The 21,417-nt window shown below is 72.8% G+C and carries 18 protein-coding genes; 9 read left to right on the forward strand and 9 right to left on the reverse strand.

The features are described from left to right. Positions 1-9: 9 nt before the first annotated feature. Positions 10-2,109, reverse strand: coding sequence for a serine/threonine-protein kinase (locus GA0070621_RS27175; RefSeq protein WP_091201074.1), 2,100 nt, complete (start codon positions 2,107-2,109; stop codon positions 10-12). Positions 2,110-2,318: 209 nt separating this feature from the next. Between GA0070621_RS27175 and GA0070621_RS27180 the strand changes: the two genes are divergently transcribed. Next, positions 2,319-3,902: an acyl-CoA mutase large subunit family protein gene (locus GA0070621_RS27180; RefSeq protein ID WP_091201077.1), complete on the forward strand. Its 1,584-nt coding sequence runs from the start codon at positions 2,319-2,321 to the stop codon at positions 3,900-3,902. Between the two features lie 682 nt (positions 3,903-4,584). Continuing rightward, complete coding sequence (locus tag GA0070621_RS27185; RefSeq protein ID WP_091201079.1) at positions 4,585-5,844, forward strand: amidohydrolase; 1,260 nt, start codon at positions 4,585-4,587, stop codon at positions 5,842-5,844. Here the strand turns inward: GA0070621_RS27185 and GA0070621_RS27190 are convergent. After that, the gene (locus GA0070621_RS27190) at positions 5,801-6,802 is read right to left on the reverse strand and encodes a DUF4349 domain-containing protein (protein ID WP_167667482.1); all 1,002 of its coding nucleotides are present in this window, start codon (positions 6,800-6,802) and stop codon (positions 5,801-5,803) included. The two genes, GA0070621_RS27185 and GA0070621_RS27190, sit on opposite strands and share 44 nt — an antisense overlap. Positions 6,803-7,002: 200 nt before the next feature. Here GA0070621_RS27190 and GA0070621_RS27195 point away from each other — a divergent pair, with 200 nt between their 5' ends. Genes GA0070621_RS27195 through GA0070621_RS27210 form a run of 4 tightly spaced genes read left to right on the forward strand, consistent with a single transcriptional unit; the run spans position 7,003 to position 10,354 of the window. Further along, positions 7,003-7,632 (forward strand): MBL fold metallo-hydrolase, encoded by a 630-nt coding sequence (locus GA0070621_RS27195; RefSeq protein WP_091201081.1) that lies wholly within the window; start codon positions 7,003-7,005, stop codon positions 7,630-7,632. Between the two features lie 6 nt (positions 7,633-7,638). Then, positions 7,639-8,565: a coiled-coil domain-containing protein gene (locus GA0070621_RS27200; protein ID WP_091201083.1), complete on the forward strand. Its 927-nt coding sequence runs from the start codon at positions 7,639-7,641 to the stop codon at positions 8,563-8,565. Positions 8,566-8,608: 43 nt separating this feature from the next. Next, positions 8,609-9,349 carry an SCO6745 family protein gene (locus tag GA0070621_RS27205; protein ID WP_091202901.1) on the forward strand — a complete coding sequence of 247 codons (741 nt, stop codon included), beginning with the start codon at positions 8,609-8,611 and terminating at the stop codon, positions 9,347-9,349. Positions 9,350-9,391: 42 nt separating this feature from the next. Next, positions 9,392-10,354, forward strand: coding sequence for a GNAT family N-acetyltransferase (locus GA0070621_RS27210; protein WP_091202903.1), 963 nt, complete (start codon positions 9,392-9,394; stop codon positions 10,352-10,354). Between the two features lie 72 nt (positions 10,355-10,426). On the opposite strand, the gene GA0070621_RS27215 is transcribed toward GA0070621_RS27210, so the two are convergent. After that, positions 10,427-10,882: a gamma-glutamylcyclotransferase gene (locus GA0070621_RS27215; protein ID WP_091201085.1), complete on the reverse strand. Its 456-nt coding sequence runs from the start codon at positions 10,880-10,882 to the stop codon at positions 10,427-10,429. 106 nt (positions 10,883-10,988) lie between these two features. On the opposite strand from GA0070621_RS27215, the gene GA0070621_RS27220 reads away from it, so the two are divergent. Further along, positions 10,989-12,392 carry an NAD(P)H-quinone dehydrogenase gene (locus tag GA0070621_RS27220; protein ID WP_091201087.1) on the forward strand — a complete coding sequence of 468 codons (1,404 nt, stop codon included), beginning with the start codon at positions 10,989-10,991 and terminating at the stop codon, positions 12,390-12,392. 48 nt (positions 12,393-12,440) lie between these two features. Here the strand turns inward: GA0070621_RS27220 and GA0070621_RS27225 are convergent, their stop codons facing one another. From GA0070621_RS27225 to GA0070621_RS27235, 3 genes are all read right to left on the reverse strand, one after another. After that, positions 12,441-13,274, reverse strand: coding sequence for an SDR family oxidoreductase (locus GA0070621_RS27225; protein WP_091202904.1), 834 nt, complete (start codon positions 13,272-13,274; stop codon positions 12,441-12,443). Between the two features lie 67 nt (positions 13,275-13,341). Continuing rightward, a complete protein-coding gene (locus GA0070621_RS27230; protein WP_091201090.1) occupies positions 13,342-14,022 on the reverse strand; it encodes a DUF998 domain-containing protein in 681 nt (226 codons plus the stop codon). Between the two features lie 114 nt (positions 14,023-14,136). Then, the gene (locus GA0070621_RS27235) at positions 14,137-14,763 is read right to left on the reverse strand and encodes a DedA family protein (protein ID WP_091202905.1); all 627 of its coding nucleotides are present in this window, start codon (positions 14,761-14,763) and stop codon (positions 14,137-14,139) included. Between the two features lie 400 nt (positions 14,764-15,163). Between GA0070621_RS27235 and GA0070621_RS27240 the strand changes: the two genes are divergently transcribed. Both GA0070621_RS27240 and thrS read left to right on the forward strand, forming a co-directional pair. Beyond that, positions 15,164-15,442 (forward strand): excalibur calcium-binding domain-containing protein, encoded by a 279-nt coding sequence (locus GA0070621_RS27240; RefSeq protein ID WP_091201093.1) that lies wholly within the window; start codon positions 15,164-15,166, stop codon positions 15,440-15,442. 219 nt (positions 15,443-15,661) lie between these two features. Next, positions 15,662-16,879, forward strand: coding sequence for a threonine--tRNA ligase (gene thrS / locus GA0070621_RS27245; protein ID WP_091201095.1), 1,218 nt, complete (start codon positions 15,662-15,664; stop codon positions 16,877-16,879). A 115-nt stretch (positions 16,880-16,994) separates the two neighbouring features. On the opposite strand, the gene GA0070621_RS27250 is transcribed toward thrS, so the two are convergent. The 3 genes from GA0070621_RS27250 to GA0070621_RS27260 are packed head-to-tail and all read right to left on the reverse strand — an operon-like array spanning position 16,995 to position 21,282. After that, positions 16,995-19,037 carry an ABC transporter ATP-binding protein gene (locus tag GA0070621_RS27250; protein ID WP_091201097.1) on the reverse strand — a complete coding sequence of 681 codons (2,043 nt, stop codon included), beginning with the start codon at positions 19,035-19,037 and terminating at the stop codon, positions 16,995-16,997. Continuing rightward, positions 19,034-20,767, reverse strand: coding sequence for an ABC transporter ATP-binding protein (locus tag GA0070621_RS27255; RefSeq protein WP_091201099.1), 1,734 nt, complete (start codon positions 20,765-20,767; stop codon positions 19,034-19,036). Before GA0070621_RS27255 ends, GA0070621_RS27250 begins: the two co-directional genes overlap by 4 nt. Beyond that, positions 20,761-21,282, reverse strand: a complete 522-nt coding sequence (locus GA0070621_RS27260) for a MarR family winged helix-turn-helix transcriptional regulator (RefSeq protein WP_091202907.1) — start codon at positions 21,280-21,282, stop codon at positions 20,761-20,763. The genes GA0070621_RS27255 and GA0070621_RS27260 overlap by 7 nt, the downstream gene beginning before the upstream one ends. Between the last annotated feature and the right edge of the window lie 135 nt (positions 21,283-21,417).

Here is a 21,417-nt window from a genome sequence, read left to right on the forward strand (position 1 = left end):
GGCCTCGGCTCAGTTGCCCCCGGCAATCTGGAACGACTGGACCATCGCGTCGAAGATCGGCTTGCTCTCGGCGAATCTGGCATCGGTGGAGGAGAGGTAGAACGAGTAGACCTTGCCGTTCTTCACCGCGCCACGCCATACCCCGTGGCGCATGCTGTCGCCCTCACCGCAGGTGTATTCCAGCTCGCCCGCCGGCTCGCCGGCCAGCTTCTGCTCGGTCACCGACACCTCGGCGTACGGCGCCGGGCAGGTCTTGCTCTCGGCGGCCTTCTTCCGGAGATTCCGCGAGGCGAACTCCGCCCAGCTGATCGAGTTCCCTTTCCAGTCCTCCGCGAGGACGCGGACCTTGCGTCCGTTGTCCTCGGGGTCGATGAAGTCGACGTACACGCCGCCGGTCTGCCGCTGCCAGCCCTTGGGCACCTGGACGCTGACGCCCTTGCCCGAGAAAGCCTGCGTCTCCACCGACGGAGCCGCGGCGCTGGCGGTGGGCGCCGGGCCCCCGACCGGCGGTTGGGCCTCGTCGCCGCCGCTGTTGAGAGCGATCACGGTGATCAGCAGCAGCACGGCGACGCCGCCGGCCACCCCGAGCTGCACCTTGCGCGGCCAGCCCTTGACGGTGCCGACGATCTGGTTGCCCACGCCGCGAGCCTTGCCGAGCGCGCCACCGTCGGCCGCCGGGGCCGGGGCGGTGGGCCACGGCTGGCCGCTGCCGGGCACCGACCACTGGGCGCCCGCGTAGACCGGTTGGGTGGCGTCCGCGCCGCGGCCGTAGACCGGCTGCGTCGCGTCGACCCCGTGACCGTAGACGGGCTGCGTCGCGTCGACCCCGCGGCCGTAGACGGGCTGCGTCGCGTCGGCACCGCGGCCGTAGACCGGCTGCGTCGCGTCCGGGTGGCCGCCGAGGCGCTGCGTGGCGTCGGGCGAGATGTGCTGGGTGGCATCCGGGGCGGCGGGCATCGCGCCGGTTGGCGTGTGCAGCGGGCCGGCCAGCGCGTCCGCGCTGGTCTCGTCGAGCGCGGCGGCGGCCGAGCCGGCGCTCGGCTCGGGGCGCTCGCCGCGACGCAGGGACGCGAGCCGGTCGGTCAGCGACTCGCCGGGGGCGATCATCGCCCGGCCGCCGATCTGGCCGGTGGGCTTCGGCTCGGGCGCGATGATCGCGGGCGGCGTGGACGGCCGCTGCACCGGCACCACCGCGTACGGGTCGGTGACCGAGTGGACCGCGGTGGCGTTGCTGGTCAGCGGGCCGGCGAGCAGCTCGCGCAGCATGCCCCGGGCGGTGTGCACGTCCAGCCGTCGGGCCGGGTCCTTCTCCAGCAGGCCCATCAGCACCCGGGTCAGCGGGCCGCTGCGCTGCGGGGGAGCCGGCGGGTCCTCGACCACCGCGTGCATGGTCTCGATCGGGTCGCCCTTGTCGAACGGGGGACGCCCCTCGACGGCGGTGTAGAGCGTCACGCCGAGCGAGAACAGGTCGCTCGGCGGGCCGAAATCCTGGCCCATCGCCCGCTCGGGCGAGATGAAGTGCGGCGACCCGAGGACCATGCCGGGCGTGGTGAGCTGCACGTCGGTGGGCATCCGGGCGACGCCGAAGTCGGTCAGCACGCAGCGACCGTCGGTGCAGATGAGCACGTTGGCCGGCTTGACGTCGCGGTGCAGCACGCCGATCGCGTGCGCCACCTCCAGGGCGCCGAGCAGGGCGATGCCGATCTTGGCGACCGCGCGGGGCGCGACGGGCCCGTCCTCGATCACCATGTCGGCCAGGCTGCGCGCGTCCAGCAGTTCCATCACGATCCACGGGCGGCCACCCTCGGTGACCACGTCGTACACCTGGACCACGGCGGGGTGTTGGATCGCGGCGGCGGCACGGGCCTCGCGGAGGGTCCGCTCGTACATCGCGTCACGGTCGCTGGGCGCCAGTCCCGGGGGGAGGACTACCTCCTTGACCGCCACGTCGCGGCGCAGCAGTGTGTCCGCGGCGCGCCACACCGTCCCCATGCCGCCGTTGCCCACCGGAGAGCGCAGCGAGTAGCGACCGCCAATGGTCGTGCCGGGCGCCGCGCGTCCAGTGGGGGGACTGACTGGTCCGCCGCTCCACGTCGGGATCTGAGTCACAGAAAAGCCACCGGGGGGATATCGAGGGGGCTGGGACACAACCCCCCTATCTTGCTGGTTCCGACGCCCGATGCGAAACCCGACGCGGCGGACGTTTACCTACTCGACGGTACGCGGTCAGCTACTCAGCCCCTGCCGGGGCTCGCCGAACCCCTGGGTGTGCCCTATCCCTCAGCCATCGACGGCCCGTCGCGTCCTACCATCCGGGGATGAGCGAACGGCGGTCGAGCGAGTCCGGTTTCCCGATCAAGGGCGTCTACACGGCGGACGACCTCCCCGGGGAACTGGCCGAGCGGCTGGGCGCCCCGGGCGGGTACCCGTACACCCGCGGGGTCTACCCGACGATGTACACCTCGCGTCCGTGGACCATGCGGCAGTACGCCGGCTTCGGCACCGCCACCGAGTCCAACGCGCGCTACCACCAGCTCCTGCGCGCCGGCACCATGGGCCTCTCGGTCGCCTTCGACCTGCCCACCCAGATGGGGTACGACTCCGACGACCCGATCGCGCACGGCGAGGTGGGCAAGGTCGGCGTCGCCATCGACTCGATCGAGGACATGCGGCTGCTCTTCGACGGCATCCCGCTGGACAAGGTCTCCACCTCGATGACCATCAACGCGCCCGGCTCGGTGCTGCTGCTGCTCTACCAGCTCGTGGCCGAGGAGTCCGGGGTGCCGGGGGCGGCGCTCAACGGCACCATCCAGAACGACATCCTCAAGGAGTACATCGCCCGGGGGACGTACATCTTCCCGCCGAAGCCCTCGCTGCGGCTGGTGGCCGACACCTTCGCGTACTGCCGGGCCGAGGTGCCGAAGTGGAACACCATCTCCATCTCCGGCTACCACATGGCCGAGGCCGGCGCGACGCCCGCGCAGGAGATCGCGTTCACCCTGGCCAACGGCGTGGAGTACGTCCGGGCGGCGCTCGCCGCCGGGCTGGCCGTGGACGACTTCGCGCCCCGGCTGTCGTTCTTCTTCGTCGCCCGGACCACCCTGCTGGAGGAGGTCGCCAAGTTCCGGGCGGCCCGGCGGATCTGGGCCCGGCTGATGCGCGACGAGTTCGGGGCGAAGAACCCGAAGTCGATGATGCTGCGGTTCCACACCCAGACCGCGGGCGTGCAGCTCACCGCCCAGCAACCGGAGGTCAACCTGGTCCGGGTGGCGATCCAGGGGCTCGGCGCGGTGCTCGGCGGCACGCAGTCGCTGCACACCAACAGCTTCGACGAGGCGATCGCGCTGCCCACCGAGAAGGCGGCCCGGCTGGCGCTGCGTACCCAGCAGGTGCTGGCGTACGAGACGGACCTGACCGCGACCGTGGACCCGTTCGCCGGGTCGTACGTGGTGGAGGCGATGACCGCCGAGATCGAGACGGCCGCGGACGAGCTGATGCAGCGGGTCTTCGACCACGGGTCGGCGGTGGACGCGATCGAGGCGGGCTTCCAGAAGCGGGAGATCGAGCAGTCCGCGTACCGGATCGCCCAGGAGATCGACTCGGGTGACCGGGTGGTGGTCGGGCTCAACCGGTTCCAGATCGACGCGGAGGAGCCGTACGAGCCGCTGCGGGTGGACCCGGCGATCGAGGTCGCGCAGGCGGAGCGGCTGGCGAAGCTGCGTGTCGAGCGGGACTCGGGTGCGGTCGAGCGGGCCCTCGCGGAGCTGCGCGCCGCGGCCGAGGGCACCGGGAACGTGCTCTACCCGATGAGGGAGGCGCTGCGTGCCAGGGCCACCGTCGGCGAGGTGTGCGGGACGCTGCGGAAGGTGTGGGGGACGTACCGGCCGAGCGACCGGTTCTGACCCGGTGCGGCCCGCCGGTGCCCGCCCGGGCGCCCGGCCTGGCCGTCGTGCTGTCCGAACCCGGTCTGAGCTGGGCGGACGTACTCGTCGCGGCGTACAGTCGATGTTCTCCCGCACGTCGGCGGAAGCGGTGTCGGCTCTGCGAAGGTGTCGGCGGGCTCGGGCCTGCCGGCCCGCCCGCGGCATCCTCGGTGCGGACCTCCCGGGCGACGTCGCCCGGCCCGTCCGTCGGAGCCGTGGGGCAGTGGGGCCCCGGCCGTGACGCGCGTGTGCGGATCGGGAATGCGGGTAACCCGATCGGGTGAACGGGACGGACAAGCTGTGCGGTCGCACTTCCGGTCGTCATGTCACTGTCGGGAGTCGTCCGGCAGCCGACCGTTGTCGCGCAATTGTCGGAGTGGCAGTTAATTGCCGCGACTAATGCGACAATTCGGAACGGCGGCCCGGGATTTGGTGACCGCTGAATCGGTTACGCGTTGTAGGAGGTGTGGGGCAGATGACGGCGTACGACCGCGATCTACCTGCTGTCCCGCAGATACTCGAGCCTTCCCACCAGGGCATTCGTGACGCTGCGCGGTCCGATCGCTACGCGAAAGATGTTGCCCAGCGTCACCGTCGGAGGTCTAGGCTGTCTGCTGTTCTGCCCGATGATCCATCCACTTCTAGTGATCGAGAATTCGACGTGACGAGTGCGTTGACGCTGCCTTCCGGCAGCCCGCTGGCGTCGTCCTGGCCGGAGGCGCCATCCGGGTCCCAGCCCCTGCCTTTCGAGCTCGACCATCTGTTGGCGCTCCGGGTACCCGGCCTCATCGCCACCCGACGTCATATCCACTCCCATCCGGAGCTTTCCGGTGAGGAGTTCGAGACGGCCGCGCTGATCCACCGGGAGCTCTCCCTCGCCGGGCTGAAACCGCGCCTGCTACCCAAGGGCAACGGCGTCATCTGCGACATCGACGGCCGCCCCGACGGCCCGGTGATCGCCCTCCGCGCCGACATCGACGCCCTCCCGCTGACCGACCCGAAGGACGTGCCGTACCGGTCCACCGTGGACGGCGTCTGCCACGCCTGCGGGCACGACGTGCACACCACCGTGATGCTCGGCGTGGGCATGCTGCTCGCCCAGCTCGCCGACCTCGGCCAGCTCGACGGCCGGGTCCGGCTCATCTTCCAGCCGGCCGAGGAGATCCTGCCCTGCGGCTCGCTGGAGGTCATCGAGGCCGGCGGCCTGGACGACGTGGTGCAGATCTTCGCCGTGCACTGCGACCCGAACCTGCCGGTCGGCCGGGTCGGCCTGCGGGTCGGCCCGATCACCGCCGCCGCCGACAACGTCACCGTCCGGCTCACCGGCCCGGGCGGGCACACCGCCCGCCCGCACCTCACGGTCGACCTGGTCGACGCGCTCGGTCGGCTGGTCACCGAGGTGCCGACGCTCGTCAGCCGCCGGGTGCCGGCCAACAGCGGGCTGCTGCTGGTGTTCGGCCACGCCTCGGCCGGCACCCGCTACAACGTCATCCCCTCCGAGGCCTGCGCCGCCGGCACGCTACGGGTGATGGACCGCGACACCTGGGACCAGGCCCCGAAGATCGTGGCCCAGGTGGTCCGCGACGTGATCGCGCCCACCGGCGCCACCGTCGACCTGGAGTACCTGCGCGGCCGGCCGCCGGTCACCAACGACGCCCGGGCCATCGGCGTGCTCACCGCCGCCACGGCCGCGGCCCTCGGCCCCGAGGGGATCGCGGAGACCCCGCAGAGCATGGGCGGCGAGGACTTCTCCTGGTACCTGGAGCACGTGCCGGGCGCGCTCGCCCGCCTCGGGGTCGGCCGGAACGGGCCCAATGTGGACCTGCACCGGGCCTCGTTCGACGTGGACGAGCGCGCCATCCCGGTCGGCGTACGCCTTATGGTCCAGACCGCGCTGCGGGCACTGGCGGCGGCGCGCTAGGCGCCGGACCACCCACCGGCCCGGCCGGGCCCGGCACCATCGGCGCCGGGCCGGCCGGCGGTGCCCGCCGCGGCCGCCGACGCCGCGCCAACCAGATCACCACCCCCACCGGTACGCCGATCACCAGCGCGAACGGCAGCACCGCGCCCAGCACGGTGAGGGCCACGGTCAGCGAGCTCAGGAACGCCGACCAGCCGCCCCGCAGCCCGACCAGGAAGCCCAGCTCGTCGTCCTTCTCGACGGTCACGGCGTGCGGACCGACGAAGGTCACGGTGATCGTGGAGAGCGCGGTCAGGTCGGCGAGCCGGCGCTTCTTCGCCTCCAGCGACGCGAGGTCGGCCTCCCGCCGGCCCACCTCGTTCTCCAGGGTGACCAGGTCGTTGATCGAGGTGGCCCGGGCCAGCAGCTTCCGGGCGCTGTCCACCCGGGCCCGCTGGGTGGCGATCCGGGCATCCAGGTCGACGGTCTCCTCGGTGACGTCCTCGGTGCGGATCTCGCGGCGTTCCTGCTTGCCGAGCCCCGCGAGTCCGTCGATGACCGCGGTGAACCGGTCGGCCGGCACCCGCAGGGTCAGCTCGGCCCGGGCGTCCGCCGACTCGCTGGACCGCTGGTCGCCACCGACGAATCCACCCGCCGCGCGGACCCGGGCGATCGCCTCCCGAGCCGCCCGTTCCACGTCGTCCACCCGGACCTGCATCGTTCCGGTGTAGATGATCGATCGCTGGTCCACCCGCAGGTCGGCCGCGCCCGATCCGCCCGCCGCGGCCTTGTCCTGGTCGGCGCCGCCTGCCACCTTGGCCGCCCCGGCCTCGTCGGCGGCGCTGCCCATGGCGGGCCCTGCCCCGGAATCACTGGCGCTGTTGCCGCCGTCGGCGGAGCAGGCCCCCACGGCCAGCACCGCCACCAGTCCCACCGCCGCCAGCGCCACGGCCCGGAGACGTCTTCCTCCCACGCTCATGCCGTCACCTCGCTGCGCTCGGCGCCGGCCTGAGACAACACGGCGCCGCACCGATGATTCGTCCGCTGACACTCGCTCATTCCCCGCTCCGATCCTCGACGACCCCGCCCCGGGGTCGATACCTCGGACGCGGCGCGCCAGCGCGCCGGTTCCGGCAGACTGCGCTCAGGACGTCACGATTCGATAATCGAGGAGTCACGATGCAGCTCACCAAGTACGGCCACTCCTGTGTCCGGCTGGAGCACGACGGGGGAGTGCTCGTGGTGGACCCCGGGGTCTACAGCGAACCGGAGGCGCTGGACGGGGCGGACGCGGTGCTGATCACCCACGAGCACCCGGACCACGTGAACATCGAGGCGCTGACCCGGGCGCTGGAGCGCCGCCCGTTCACCGTCAACGGTCCGGCCTCGCTCGCCGGCGTCCTCGGTGACGCCGCCGAGGCGCTGGTCGTGGTCGCGCCCGGTGAGTCGTTCACCGCCGCCGGCGTCCCGGTCCGGGCGTACGGCGGGCAGCACGCCGTCATCCACCCCGACATCCCGGTGATCCAGAACGTGGGCTACGTGTTCAACGACGTCGTCTACCACCCGGGCGACTCGCTGTTCGTACCCGACGACATCCAGGTGGACACCCTCTTCGCCCCGATCCACGCGCCCTGGTCGAAGTTCTCCGAGGTGGTGGAGTTCATGCGGGCGGTGGCCCCGCGCCGCGCGTACGCGCTGCACGACGGGCTGCTCAACGGCAACGGCTTCGGCATCTACGACCGGCAGTACACCGCGCTGTCGAAGACCGACTACCGCCGTCTCGAACCGGGCACCCGGATCGACGCCTGACCGGCGATGGCCGGTCCACCCCCGGAACTGGTCCAGCGGCTCTACGCGACGCCGCCGGACCGGTTCGTCGCGGCCCGGGACGCGGCGGTCGCCGAGGCGCGCCAGGCCGGCGACCCGAAGGCGGCCCGGGAGATCGGCCGGCTGCGCCGGCCCACCGTCGCCGCGTGGCTGGTCAACCTGCTGGCCATCCGGCGGCCGGAGCTGGTCGCCGACCTGGCCCAGCTCGCCGAGTCGCTGCGCGTCGCCCAACGCGAACTGCGCGGTGGCAAGCTGCGCGAACTCTCCGCGCAGCGCCGGGCCGTCGTCGGCGCGCTGGTCGGCGAGGTACGCAAGCTGGCCACCGCCGAACCGGACGCCCCGCCGGCCGGCAAGCTGCCGCTCGCCGAGGTGGAGGCGACGCTCAACGCCGCCCTGTCCGACACCGGGGTGGCCGAGCAGATCCGGGCCGGCCGGCTGCTCCGGGCCACCCACTACGCCGGGTTCGGCGAGGTGCCCCGGCCGCAGTTGCGGCTGGTCACCGGTGGCGCGGAGGAGCCGCCCGTACCCGAGCCGGCCGGGACCCGGCGGGCCCGCGACGAGCAGGCCGCCGAGCGGGCGGCCCGGGCCGAACGGGCGAGACGCCGTCGCGCGCTGGACCGCGAGCTGGCGAAGGCCCGCGGCGACCAGGACCGGGCCGAGCAGGAGCTGGCCGAGGCTGTCCGGTCCGAACGGGACGGCACCGCGACGCTGGACCGGATCGAGACCGAACTGGCCGAGCTGGAACGCCGCCGGGCCGTCGCCGAGCAGGAGCTGAGCCGAGCCAAGCTGGCCCGACGGGGCGCCGAACGTTCGGTCACCGCCGCCCGTCGGCGGACCGGTGAGGTGGAGGCGGCGATGGAGGCGCTGGACGCCGAAGAGGGGGATGCCGACGCGGCCGACGACCGGGCAGACTGATCGGGATGGATGACCACGGTGGATGGACGGCGGTGCCCCGTCGATGACTCCGGTGCAGGTCGCCGCCGCCAGCAAGCCGCTGGTGCTGGCGCTCGGGGAGACCTTCTCCCGCCGTCCGGCGACGCTGCGCCGCGCCCGGCTGCTCGGCATCTCCGGCTGGGCGTTCTACATCACCGGCCGGGCCGGCGCGCTCGGTGACGTCCGGGCCGAGACGGTCGCCGCCGCGCTCGGCTTCATCGCCCCGGAGGCGGTCGCCGACGGCTGGGACGCCGCCGCCCGTACGGTCCGGCCGTTGGAGGTGGCCGGCGCGAACCTGGCCGAGTGCTGCCGGTGGGGCGCCGAGCAACTGGGCGACGCGCCCCAGGCGCCCCGACTGGCCGGCCTGCTGGCGCGGGCGACCGCGGCGGCCGACAGCAGCGGGATGCCGCTCTTCGCCGCCTGGCGGTCCATGCCGGTGCCGGACCGCTCGGCGGGCGCACGGGTGGCCGTCGCGCTGCTGCTGCTCCGCGAGCACTTCGCCGGGGCGTACCTGCTGGCCGTCCGGGCGGCCGGGATGACCCCGCTGGAGGCGGTGCTGGCCGGGCCGGAGGGGGAGGCGGGGGCCGCCGCCTGCGGCTGGTCGCCCCCGTACCCGCCGGTCGGGCCGCTGGTGCGGCGGCGGCTGTGGGCCGAGGCGGTGACCGACCGGCTGGCCTCGACGGCGTTCCGGGCGCTCGCCCCGGGCGAGGGGGCGGAGCTGCTCAACCTGCTCACCGCCGCCAAGCTGCACCTGCGCGGCGGATAAATGGGAGGCGTGGTCGCCGGGCGGGCTGCCAGGATCGGCGGCGTGACGCTCCCCGCCGGCTGGACCGCCCGCCGCCCCACCCTCGACGACGTGCCCGGGATCCTGAAGGTGGTGCACGCCGCCGACACCTTCGCGGTCGGCCACCCCGACTTCGACGAAGAGGACGTCAGATCCGCGCTGACCGCACCCTTCTTCGACCCGGCCCGGGACTCGTGGCTGGTCACCGACCCGGACGGCGTCGCGGTCGCCTGGTCGATCATCGACAACCCGACCGGGGTGGGCCGGGAGTTCGTCGACGTCCTGGTCGACCCCGACCGCGGCGCGGACCTGCGCGCCCCGCTGCTGGCCCGGGTGCTCGACCGGGTCGCCGAGCGGGCCGCCGAGCGCGACCTGCCCGCCCTGACCGTACGCAGCGGTGTCTTCGCCCCGGAGACGCGCTGGGCGGCCGAACTGGTCGAGGCGGGGTTCACCCGGATCAAGCGGTACGTCCGGATGACCCGCTCGCTGGCCGACCTGCCCGCCGAGCCGGTCCCGCCGGCCGGGGTGACCATCCGGCCGCTGCGCCCCGACGACGAGGCCGACCTGCGGGAGTTCCATCGGATCTTCGACACCGCGTTCCGGGACACCCCGGACTACGAGCCGCTCGGCTTCGCGGGGTGGCGGGAGCAGCTCCCGTCGTACGGCAAGGTGTGGCACGAGTGGTTCGTCGCCGAGGTCGACGGGGAGCCGGCCGGTGCCCTCCAGTCCTCCGACCAGGCGGTGGAGCACGACATGGGCTGGGTACGCACGCTGTCGGTGCTGCCCGCGTACCGGCGGCGCGGGGTGGGGGCGGCGCTGTTGCGCCGGGCCTTCGCCACGTACGCGGCGAAGGGCCGGGCCGCCGCCGGGCTGGGCGTCGACTTGGCCAACCCGACCGTCCCGGTGACCCTCTACCGCTCGGTCGGGCTGCGCGAGGCGCGCTGGACCGACATGTACGAGCGGACGGTCACCGCCACGGGTGTGTGATAGGCGACCCGGACCCGGGGTCGCCGCCCGGCCGGGGGACCGGCCGGGGAGACTGGACGCGTGCGATACGCGCTACGCGGAGGCGGTGCCGGTGGGGCGGGAGCGCAGCTCGGTGACGTAGTCGTCCGGCGCGCCCGCCTTCTCCGCCGCGTTCGCGATCTCGGACAGGTACCACGACGTCGGCAGGCCGCCCTCGTACCCGTCGAAGACGTAGACCCACGCGGTCACGTCCCCGTCGAGCGTGGAGATACGGACGGTGAGCTTCCGGTACGTCTCGGCGGTCACGCCCTCGATCTCGTCGAGCTGCGCGGCGTCGTACGGGTGGATGTCGTAGAGCGCCACGAAGACCCGGTCGCCCGGGGACTCGACCACGGTGCTGACGGAGCCCTCCCAGCCGATGACGCCCTCGCCCGCGAAGGTGAGCCGCCACCCTTCCAGCCAGCCGGTGTCCACCATCGGCGAATGCGGGCAGTAGGCGCGCATGCGAGCGGGGTCCAGGTTTGAGCCATAAGCGGCGTACAGACGCACGGCGATGACGATAGCCCGGCTGGCGGGTGGGGGAGAATACGACGGTGCGTGTCGAGCGCGACGGGGAGAAGAAAGTCACTGTGAGCACTGACGAGGGGCGAGCGTGGTGAGCCAGATCGTGATCATCGGCGGGGGGCCGGCCGGGTACGAGGCGGCGCTGGTCGCCGCCCAGCTGGACGCTGATGTCACCGTGGTCGAGGCGGACGGTGCCGGTGGCGCGTGCGTACTCTCCGACTGCGTCCCGTCGAAGACCTTCATCGCCAGCTCGGAGGTGGTGACCGGCTACCGGGACACCGAGGAGTTCGGCGTGCACTCGGACGGGCTGGAGGCGGTGACCGTCGACGCCCGGGCGGTGCACGAGCGGGTCAAGCGGCTCGCCCTGGCCCAGTCCGCCGACATCCACGCCAAGCTGGTCAAGGCCGGGGTGGAGTTCGTCGCCGGCACCGCCCGGCTGGGCGAGGACACGCTCGGTCACACCCACCGGGTGGTGGTCACCCCGGCCGGCGGTGGCGCGGAGTATTCGATCGACGCGTCCACCGTCCTGATCGCCACCGGCGCGACGCCGCGTCAGCTCCCCACCGCACTGCCGGACGGCGACCGCATCCTCACCTGGCGTCAGGTGTACGACCTGCCGGAGCTGCCGGAGCACCTGATCGTGGTCGGGTCCGGCGTGACCGGCGCCGAGTTCGCCAGCGCCTACCTCGCGATGGGTGTCGAGGTCACCCTGGTCTCCAGCCGGGACCGGGTGATGCCGCACGAGGACGCCGACGCGGCGATGGCGATCGAGCGGGTGTTCCGCAACCGGGGCATGAGCATCCTGAACAACTCCCGCGCCGAGGCGGTCCGCCGGATCGGCGACGGTGTCGAGGTCGTGCTCGCCGACGGCCGGGTGGTGGTCGGCTCGCACGCGCTGATCGCGGTCGGCTCGATCCCCAACACCGCCAACCTGGGCCTCGCCGAGTACGGCGTCGAGCTGGCCCGGGGCGGTTACGTCACCGTCGACCGGGTGTCCCGGACCAACGTCCCCGGCGTCTACGCCGCCGGTGACTGCACCGGGGTGCTGCCGCTGGCCAGCGTCGCCGCCATGCAGGGCCGGATCGCGATGTGGCACGCGCTCGGCGAGGCGGTCCGGCCGCTGCGGCTGCGTACCGTCGCGGCGAACGTCTTCACCGACCCGGAGCTGGCCACGGTCGGCGTCTCGCAGAACGAGGTGGACGCCGGCAAGGTGCCGGCCCGCCAGGTGATGCTGCCGCTGTCGGGCAACGCCCGGGCCAAGATGGACGACCTGGCCGACGGCTTCGTCAAGCTGTTCTGCCGCCCGGCCAGCGGTCAGGTGATCGGCGGCGTGGTGGTGGCGCCGAAGGCCAGCGAGCTGATCCTGCCGATCACCATGGCGGTGGAGAACAACCTCACCGTCAACGAGCTGGCTCAGACGATCACCATCTATCCGAGCCTCTCCGGTTCCATCACCGAGGCCGCCCGCCAGCTCATGCTCCACGAACTGGAGTGACCCGCCCGCCCGGCCGGCCCGATCAGGCCGGGCCGGGCCGGGCACCGCTCAGCGGAAGGCGGCGGCGTGGTCGGCGACCCATTCGGCGTACGTCCGGGCGGGGTGCCCGGTCAGCCGCCGTACCGTGTCGGTGACCTGTTCGGGCTGGTCGACGAAGCCGGCCCAGCCGGCCAGGGCGGCGTCGGCGAAGGCCGGGTCGCCGAAGGCGGCGGCCAGCATCGCGCGGGCCTCCCCGACCGGCATCTCCGACCAGCGCAGTTCCCGGCCGATCACCTGGCCGATGGCGCGTACCTGGTCCTGCTGGGTCAGCGTCGCCGGACCGCTGAGCAGATAGCGGGCGCCGGTGTGGCCGTCCGAGGTCAGCGCGGCCACGGCCACCTCGGCGAGGTCCCGCTCGTGGACCAGTGACCGGGCGGCGTCCCCGTACGGCCAGCGCACCACGTCGCCGGCACGGATCTGGCCGGCCCACATCAGGGTGTTGCTGGCGAATCCGACCGGGCGGAGGAAGGTCCACTCTGCGCCGGACTCCTCGACCGCCCGCTCCACGAGCCCCCAGAACGACTCCGGCTGGTCGGCGCCGGGCGCGGAGAGGTACACGATCCGGGGCACCCGGGCGGCGATCACCCGGGCCACGGCCGGCGCTGTCGTCCGCGCCACGGCGGGGTCGGTGAACGGCCAGATCAGGAAGACCGCGTCCACGTCGGCCAAATGCGGCGCGAGCGTCGCCGGGTCGGCGAGGTCGGCGGCCACCACCTCGACCTCCGCCGGCAGCCCGGCGGTCGCCGGGTTCCGACTGACCGCGCGGACCTTGTCGCCGCGTCCCACCAGGATCGACACGACCTCCCGGCCCACCGTGCCGGTCGCCCCCGTCACCAGGATCATCCCCGCCTCCTCGCCGTACCGGGCCGCCACCGACCCCTGGTGCAGACGTTAGGAGTTGAAGCTTCCTTCAAGTCAACGGTCGGGCCGCCGTGGCGGATCGACGAGCCGCCCCGGCGAGGCGGCTGCCGGGCGGGTGGACCAGGGTCGCCGCGACCACGCAGAGCAGGGCCACCTCGGCGACGATGAGCAGGCGTTCGACCAGGCCGAGCAGCATCCGGTCGCCGGGGTAGGCGGACCAGACCATCGCCCCGGCCAGCAGCAGGCTGGCCAGGGTGAGCGCGCGTAGCCAGCCGGCCGCGCGACCGCCCAGCTGCCCGGCGAGCAGCCAACCGGCGACCGGCAGGGCGAGGAAGGCGATCACCGAGGCGTACCGGTGCAGGTAGGCCGCGGTGTCCATGGGCAGGCCGGGCTCGTTGGTCGGGACCACGGCGGCGGTCGCCAGGCCGGCGGTCCAGGCAGCGAGGAAAAACCCGGCCACCCGTAGCCGCCGTCCGTCGCCGCCGGGCCGTGCGGGGTTCGACCCCGATCCGGTACGCCGGAGGGCCGGGATCAGCACCGCCGTAGCGGCGGCGAGCAGCGCCATGGCCACGTCGATGACGCCGCCCCGGTCCGATACTGCGAAGTCGCTGACGGTCAGCGACCAGGGGTCGAGGTCGTCGTTCACGACGAGGTGACCGACCACGGCGAGTACCGCCGCCAGGGCGATCCCGCCGAGGGCCAACAGACCGTTTCTCCGGGTTCCGGGCATGTCTCAGCCTGTCGCCGAGGCCACCCGAAACGGATCCGGGACGGGCACCCACTTCGATCCCGGGAACTTCCCCTACCGGCGTCTCCGGGTCCGGCGATCCGTCCACACCCGCCGTCAGGACGCCGCCGTCGGTTCCTCCACCGGGGCCTCGACACGGGTGTTGCGGGCGCTGAGCAGGCTGACCGCCCAGCCGGCCGCCGCGAATCCGGCCGCCGCCGCCGCGCCGATGAGCGCGAGTCGCCACCCCGACTGGGTCAGCGCCGTGCCGCCCAGGTGGCCGACCAGCGTGCCGTACGCCGCCCAGCCGAGTGCCGCCGCGCCCTCGTACATCAGGAAAAGCCGGTAGGGGTAGCGGCTGCGCCCGGCCGAGAAGCAGGCGGCCATCCGTCCGCCGGGTACGAAGCGGCACAGCAGGATCACCAGCGGCCCCGGCTCGCGCAGCCCGCGGGTGACCCGGGCGGCGGCGCGGCGGGCCCGGCCGGGCATCGTGTGCCGCGCCGCCCGACGGTTCGGGGCGCTCCGGCCCAGCAGGTAGCAGGCGAGATCGCCGACGAAGACGCCGAGCGCGCCGACGACGATCGTGAGCGGCAGGCTCAGCCCGCCGTAGACGGTGAGCGCGCCGCTGGTGATCATGACGACCTGGGTCGGTACGACCGGCACGAAGGCGTCGGCGGCCAGCAACCCCAGCAGCACAAGGTAGGCCCACGTCGGCGACGCGACGCTAGAGATGAGTTCGGGCACGACCGCCACCTCGCCGGAATTCCCCGTTCGACCGCACCGAGCGTGACGGCGTGTCCCACGTCACTGCGGGCAGCCCCGCCCGGTCGTGACCACTGACACCAGCGGGCCACCCGTGGACAACGACCCAACGGTGTCCGGCGTGACGGCGCTTCGGAGTGGCGGCGCCCACCGGAGCGGGCGGCGGAAGAGCGCTCCCCGGCGTACCGTTGTCAGAACGCGGTCCCGCCGCCGTCGGGTCCCCCGTTCCCGACGACCGGGCCGCCGCGGGTCGCCGGCAGGTCCCGTGCCGGCGACCCGCCCGCAGCCCTGTTGTCAAATCGTCGACAGCACGCCCTCCGTCGAGGCGGTGGCCGGATACGATCCCGGGCTCCACCGACAACCCCAATCGGGAGGCACCTCGATGGTTTCCAGGCTGGCTCGGGGCGCGCTCGCCCTGACCCTGGCGTTTGGCGGCAGCACCTTCGTCGCCGTCGGCCCGGCCGAGGCGGCGGCAAAGCAATACAAGAACTGCACCGAACTGAGGAAGGTTTACAAGCACGGCGTGGGCAAGAAGGGCGCGAAGGACAAGGTCCGCGGCACGACCAAGCCGGTCACCAACTTCACGGTGAACAACGCGGTCTACGCCAAGAACACCCGCCTCGACCGGGACAAGGACGGCATCGCCTGCGAGAAGCGTTGATCTCGCGCGGGCGGCGGCGGCCGGAAAACCGCTCGCCCCGGGTGCCGTGCCGGTCGTACCGTCGCCGTATGCGCAGCGCGGTGGTGACCACGACGCCGGGAATCCCCGGCGCGCCGCACTGACGTATCCGTCGACGAGGCCCCGGGGCGAACCGCCCCGGGGCCTCGCGGCGTTCCGGGCCCGCTCGCCTCCGGGTCGTACCCGATCAAGGAGAGCGACATGATCGACCACCGCAGGCTCGGCCGGGAGCTGGAGCTGTTCGTCTCGGACCCGCTCGCGGGCGCCGGCCTGCCCATCTGGCTGCCGGCCGGCGCCGCCGCCCGGCACGCCGTCGAGGAGTACGTGCGGGAACTGGAGCGCCGGGCCGGCTACCGGCACGTCTACTCGCCACCGCTGGGCCGGCGGGAGCTGTTCGAGCTCTCCGGGCACCTGGGCTACTTCGCCGATGACATGTTCCCGCCGATGCGGCTCTCCGCCGACGACGAGTTCGTGCTCCGGCCGGCGCTCTGCCCGCACCACGCGCTCGTCTACCGGGCCCGGGGCCGGTCCTACCGTGAGCTGCCGCTGCGCGTCGGCGAACTGGGCGGGATGTACCGGGCGGAACGCTCCGGGGTGCTCGGCGGTCTCGCCCGGGTACGCGCCATCTCGCTCAACGACGCGCACAACTTCTGCGCGCTGGAGCAGGTCGGCGACGAGGTACGCGACATCCTCCGGCTGATCCGCGAGGCGCACGCCGCGCTCGGCGTACGGCCGGCCGGGTTCCGGCTGTCGCTGCGCGGGCCGGGCGAGAAGTACGTCGGGGACGACGCCCGGTGGGCGCGGGCCGAGGAACTGCTCCGCGCGGCGCTCGACGGCGTCGACTTCACCGAGGGGCCGGGCGAGGCCGCCTTCTACGGCCCGAAGATCGACATCCAGATCGTCGACGCGGCGGGCCGGGAGTCGACCATCTCCACCATCCAGCTCGACTTCGACAAACCGGAGAAGTTCGACCTGTCGTACACCGCTGCGGACGGGAGCCGAAAGCGGCCGGTGATGGTGCACCGGAGCCTCGTCGGCAGCATGGAACGGCTGTTCGCGTACCTGATCGAGGTGCACGCCGGTGCCTTTCCGGCCTGGTACGCCCCGGTGCAGCTGCTGCTCCTCCCGGTCGACGACGGCCAGGCGGACGCTGCCGTCGACCTGTGCCGCCGGGCCGAGGAGGCGGGGCTGCGGGCCGAGGTCGACCTGACCGGCTCGCTGGGCGCCCGGATCCGGGACGCGGCCCGCCGGAAGGTCCCGTACGTCGGGGTGGTCGGCCCCCGGGAGGCGGCCGACGGGTCGGTGTCCCTGCGCCTGCGCGACGGCCGCGGACTCGACCCGATGCCGGTGGCCGACGCGCTGGGGTTGATCGGGCGGGTGGTCGCCGCCCGGTCGGCCGGCCTGCTCCCGGCCGCCTGACGGCCGCCGGCCCGGGAGCGCACCGGCCGCCTGGTCGGCATCCCGGACGCCGGCCGGCACCGGCCTCCCGCCGTCGTGGCGGGGAGCCGGTGCCGGGCCGGTCGGCCGGTCCACGTCAGTTCTTGGCCGGCGCGACCGCCGGGAGTGTCCCGGCCGGCATGCCCCCGGTCGGTGCCGGGACCTCGTCCGTGATCACCGCGCCGGTGAACTGCGACCGGTACAGCCGGGCGTACGCCCCGTCGGCGGCGAGGAGCTGGTCGTGGGTGCCCTGCTCGACGATCCGGCCCTGCTCCATCATCAGGATCAGGTCGGCGTCGCGGATGGTGGAGAGCCGGTGCGCGATGACGAAGCTCGTCCGGTCCGAACGCAGCGCCGCCATCGCCCGCTGGAGCAGCACCTCGGTCCGGGTGTCCACCGAGCTGGTCGCCTCGTCGAGGATCAGCAGCGACGGCTCGGCGAGGAACGCCCGGGCGATGGTGATGAGCTGCTTCTCGCCCGCGCTGACGTTGCTGCCCTCCTCGTCGATCACGGTGTCGTAGCCGTCGGGCAGGCTGCGGACGAACCGGTCCACGAAGGTGGCCCGGGCCGCCGCCAGGATCTCCTCCTCGGTGGCGTCCGGCCGCCCGTACGCGATGTTGTCGCGGATGGTGCCGCCGAAGAGCCAGGTGTCCTGGAGCACCATGCCGATCCGGCCGCGCAGCTCGTCCCGGCGCATCGTGGTGATGTCCACCCCGTCGAGGGTGATCCGGCCGGCGTCCAGCTCGTAGAACCGCATGACCAGGTTGACCAGCGTGGTCTTGCCGGCGCCGGTCGGGCCGACGATCGCCACCGTGTGCCCCGGCTCGGCGACCAGGGACAGGTCGTCGATCAGCGGCTTGTCCGGGGCGTACCGGAAGGAGACGTGCTCGAACTCGACGCGGCCGTGCGGTTCGGCGATCCGGGCCGGTCGCGCCGGCTCCGGGCTCTGCTCCTCGGCGTCCAGGACGGCGAAGACCCGTTCGGCCGAGGCCACCCCGGACTGGAGCAGGTTCGCCATCGAGGCGACCTGGGTGAGCGGCTGGGTGAACTGCCGCGAGTACTGGATGAACGCCTGCACGTCGCCGAGGCTCATCGTGCCCGAGGCCACCCGCAGGCCGCCGACCACGGCGATCGCCACGTAGCTGAGGTTCCCGATGAAGAACATCGCCGGCATGATGATCCCGGAGACGAACTGCGCGCCGAAGCTCGCCTGGAACAGTTGCTCGTTCTTGGCGCGGAAGGCCGCCTCCACCTCCTTCTGCCGGCCGAAGACCTTGACCAGCTCGTGGCCGGTGTACGCCTCCTCGATCTGCCCGTTCAGCTCGCCGGTGTGCGTCCACTGGGCGATGAACTTGCGCTGTGAGCGCTTGGCGATCAGGCCGGTGACCAGCACCGACAGCGGTACCGCCACCAGGGCCACCAGCGCCAGCAGCGGCGAGATCCAGACCATCATGGCCAGTACGCCGACCACGGTGAGCAGCGAGGTGACCAGCTGGCTCAGCGTCTGCTGGAGGGTCTGCGAGATGTTGTCGATGTCGTTGGTGACCCGGCTCAGCAGCTCGCCGCGGGGCTGCCGGTCGAAGTAGGGCAGCGGCAGCCGGTTGAGTTTCTCCTCCACCTCGGCGCGCAGCCGCAGGATGGTCTGCTGCACCACGCCGTTGAGCAGCCAGCCCTGCGCCCACATCAGCACGCTGGCCCCGAGGTAGAGCGCCATCGCCAGGGCCAGCACCTGGCCCAGCCGGGTGAAGTCGATGCCGACGCCGGGCACCACGTCCATCCGGGCCAGCATGTCGGCGAAGTTGCCGTTGCCGGACGCCCGGGCCGCGGCCACCGCCTGCTCGGTGGTGGTGCCGGCGGGCAGCCGCCGGCCGATCACCCCACTGAAGATCAGGTCGGTGGCGTGGCCGAGCACCTTCGGCCCGATGACGCTGAGTCCGACGCTCGCGAGGGCCAGCGCGAGCACGGCGGTCAGTTGCGTCCGGTGCGGCCGGAGTCGCCCGAGCAGGCGCCGGGCGGACGGCCCGAAGTTCATCGCCTTCTCGGCGGGCATGCCCATGCCCATGTGCGGCGGGCCGCCGCCCCCGCGCCGCCCGGCCGGTGGCAGCCGCTTCGGCGTCTCCTTCTCCTGCACGGCGCTCATGCCGTCACCTCCGCGGTCTGCTGGGACGCCACGATCTCGGCGTACGTGGGGCAGGTCTGGAGCAGCTCCTCGTGTCGGCCCACCCCGACGACGCCTCCGTCCTCGACCACGATGATCTGATCGGCGTCGACGATCGTGGAGACCCGCTGGGCCACGATCACCACCGCCGCCTCCGCGGTGACCGGCTTCAGGGCCGCCCGCAGCCGGGCGTCCGTGCCGAGGTCGAGCGCGGAGAACGAGTCGTCGAAGAGGTAGATCTCCGGCTTGCGGACCAGCGCGCGGGCGATCGCCAGCCGCTGGCGCTGGCCGCCGGAGACGTTCGTGCCGCCCTGCGCGATCGGCGCGTCCAGCCCGCCCGGCATCTCGGCGACGAACTCCCGGGCCTGGGCGATCTCCAGCGCCGCCCAGAGGTCGGCGTCGGAGGCGTCCGGGTTGCCGTACCGCAGGTTGCTGGCGACCGTGCCGCTGAACAGGTACGGCCGCTGCGGCACCAGCCCGATCCGCCGCCACAGCTCGTCCGGGGCCAGCTCGCGGACATCCACCCCGTCGACGAGGACCGTCCCGGCGGTCGGGTCGACCAGCCGCGGGATCAGGGTGAGCAGGGTGGTCTTGCCGGCGCCGGTGGAGCCGATGATCGCCGTCGTCCGGCCCGGCTCGGCGCGGAACGAGATGTCGTGCAGCACCGGGGCGCTGGCCCCCGGGTACTGGAAGGCAACCCCGCGCAGTTCCAGCTCGCCCCGGCCGGACACCTCGGTCACCGGCCGGGCCGCCGGCGCCACCGAGGACTCGGTGTCCAGCACCTCCACGATGCGCTCGGCGCAGACCGCCGCGCGGGGCACCATCATCAGCATGAAGGTGGCCATCATGACCGCCATCAGGATCTGCATCAGGTACTGGAGGAACGCGGTCAGCGCGCCGATCTCGATCTGGCCGGAGTCCACCCGACCGGCGCCGAACCAGAGCACCGCGACGCTGGAGACGTTGAGCACCAGCATCACCAGCGGGAAGATCAGCGCCTGGAGCCGGCCGATCCGCAGCGCGGTCGCGGTCAGGTCACCGTTCGCGACCCCGAAGCGCTCCGTCTCGTACGGCTCGCGGACGAAGGCGCGGACCACCCGGATGCCGGTGATCTGCTCACGCAGCACCCGGTTCACCGTGTCGATCCGGGTCTGCATGAGCCGGAAGGTGGGCACCATCTTCCGGATGAGCAGGCCCAGGGCGATCGCCAGGACCGGTACGCAGACCAGCATCAGCCAGGAGAGCCCGACGTCCTCGCGGAGCGCCATCACCACGCCGCCGATGCTCATGATCGGCGCGGCCACCAGCATGGTGCAGGTCAGCAGGACGAGCATCTGCACCTGCTGTACGTCGTTGGTGTTCCGGGTGATCAGCGAGGGCGCCCCGAAGCGGGCCACCTCGCGGGCGGAGAAGCGGTTGACGTGGCCGAAGATGGCTCCCCGGACGTCCCGGCCGAAGCTCATCGCGGTCTTCGCGCCGAGGTAGACGGCGGCGATCGAGCAGGTGATCTGGAGCAGGCTGACGAGCAGCATCCAGCCGCCCGTACGCATGATCTGGCCGGTGTCGCCGACGGCGACACCACGGTCGATGATCTCGGCGTTGAGGCTCGGCAGATAGAGCGAGGCCATCGTGCCGACGAACTGGAGCGCCACCACGGCGGCCAGCAGCCGCCGGTACGGGCGTAAATGGGTACGGAGTAGGCGGATCAGCACGGCCGAGGCCCCCGTGTCGTCATGTCGGTGGATTCCTTGTCTGGGTTCAACCGGCCGACGTCTCCCTCGGACATCGTCGCGATGAGTTCGGCGAGGAACTCACGGATCACCGCCTGCTTCGCCGGGTCGGCATCGACGGAGGTGAGCGGCCGGTTGCTGTGCATCATCTCGATGAGGGCCTGTGCGTGCTCGCGGCCCTTGTCGGTCAGCGTGAGTTGGACGCTGCGTCGGTCGTTGACGTCCCGGCGGCGTTCGACGAACCCGTCCCGTTCGAGGGTGTCGACGATGCCGGTGAGGGTGGCCGGGCGGACGAAGGAGCGTTCGGCGACCTCCCGGTGGGTCGTGTCGCCGAGGCGGGCCAGGATGACCAGCACCCGCATGCCGGCCGAGGTGAGCCCGTGGTGCTCGGCCAGGTAACGCCCCCAGTGCTGCTCGACCACGTGCCCGGCGATCGCGATCAGCCGGCCGAGGGGCGCCTGGTGCAGGACCTCGGGGAAGCGGACGAGCGGTTCCATCTTCACGGGCATCAGATTAGCGACCAGATGGTCAGGGTCCAAACTATTTTCCGGAACTGGCTCCGGCGCCCCGCCCGGGACCCGTCATGACCGCACAACGCCGGGCCCCGGCACGGGGATTCCTGCCCGCCGGGG

It is taken from the genome of Micromonospora narathiwatensis, assembly GCF_900089605.1.
Classification (GTDB): Bacteria; Actinomycetota; Actinomycetes; order Mycobacteriales; family Micromonosporaceae; genus Micromonospora; species Micromonospora narathiwatensis.

Excerpts from the sequence above, each read along its gene's own strand:
- GA0070621_RS27180 (WP_091201077.1), top strand. The coding sequence starts at position 2,319 with ATGAGCGAACGGCGGTCGAGCGAGTCCGGTTTCCCGATCAAGGGCGTC.
- GA0070621_RS27190 (WP_167667482.1), bottom strand. The coding sequence starts at position 6,802 with ATGAGCGTGGGAGGAAGACGTCTCCGGGCCGTGGCGCTGGCGGCGGTG.
- GA0070621_RS27195 (WP_091201081.1), top strand. The coding sequence starts at position 7,003 with ATGCAGCTCACCAAGTACGGCCACTCCTGTGTCCGGCTGGAGCACGAC.
- GA0070621_RS27200 (WP_091201083.1), top strand. The coding sequence starts at position 7,639 with ATGGCCGGTCCACCCCCGGAACTGGTCCAGCGGCTCTACGCGACGCCG.
- GA0070621_RS27205 (WP_091202901.1), top strand. The coding sequence starts at position 8,609 with ATGACTCCGGTGCAGGTCGCCGCCGCCAGCAAGCCGCTGGTGCTGGCG.
- GA0070621_RS27225 (WP_091202904.1), bottom strand. The coding sequence starts at position 13,274 with ATGATCCTGGTGACGGGGGCGACCGGCACGGTGGGCCGGGAGGTCGTG.
- GA0070621_RS27230 (WP_091201090.1), bottom strand. The coding sequence starts at position 14,022 with ATGCCCGGAACCCGGAGAAACGGTCTGTTGGCCCTCGGCGGGATCGCC.
- GA0070621_RS27240 (WP_091201093.1), top strand. The coding sequence starts at position 15,164 with ATGGTTTCCAGGCTGGCTCGGGGCGCGCTCGCCCTGACCCTGGCGTTT.
- thrS (WP_091201095.1), top strand. The coding sequence starts at position 15,662 with ATGATCGACCACCGCAGGCTCGGCCGGGAGCTGGAGCTGTTCGTCTCG.
- GA0070621_RS27250 (WP_091201097.1), bottom strand. The coding sequence starts at position 19,037 with ATGAGCGCCGTGCAGGAGAAGGAGACGCCGAAGCGGCTGCCACCGGCC.
- GA0070621_RS27260 (WP_091202907.1), bottom strand. The coding sequence starts at position 21,282 with ATGGAACCGCTCGTCCGCTTCCCCGAGGTCCTGCACCAGGCGCCCCTC.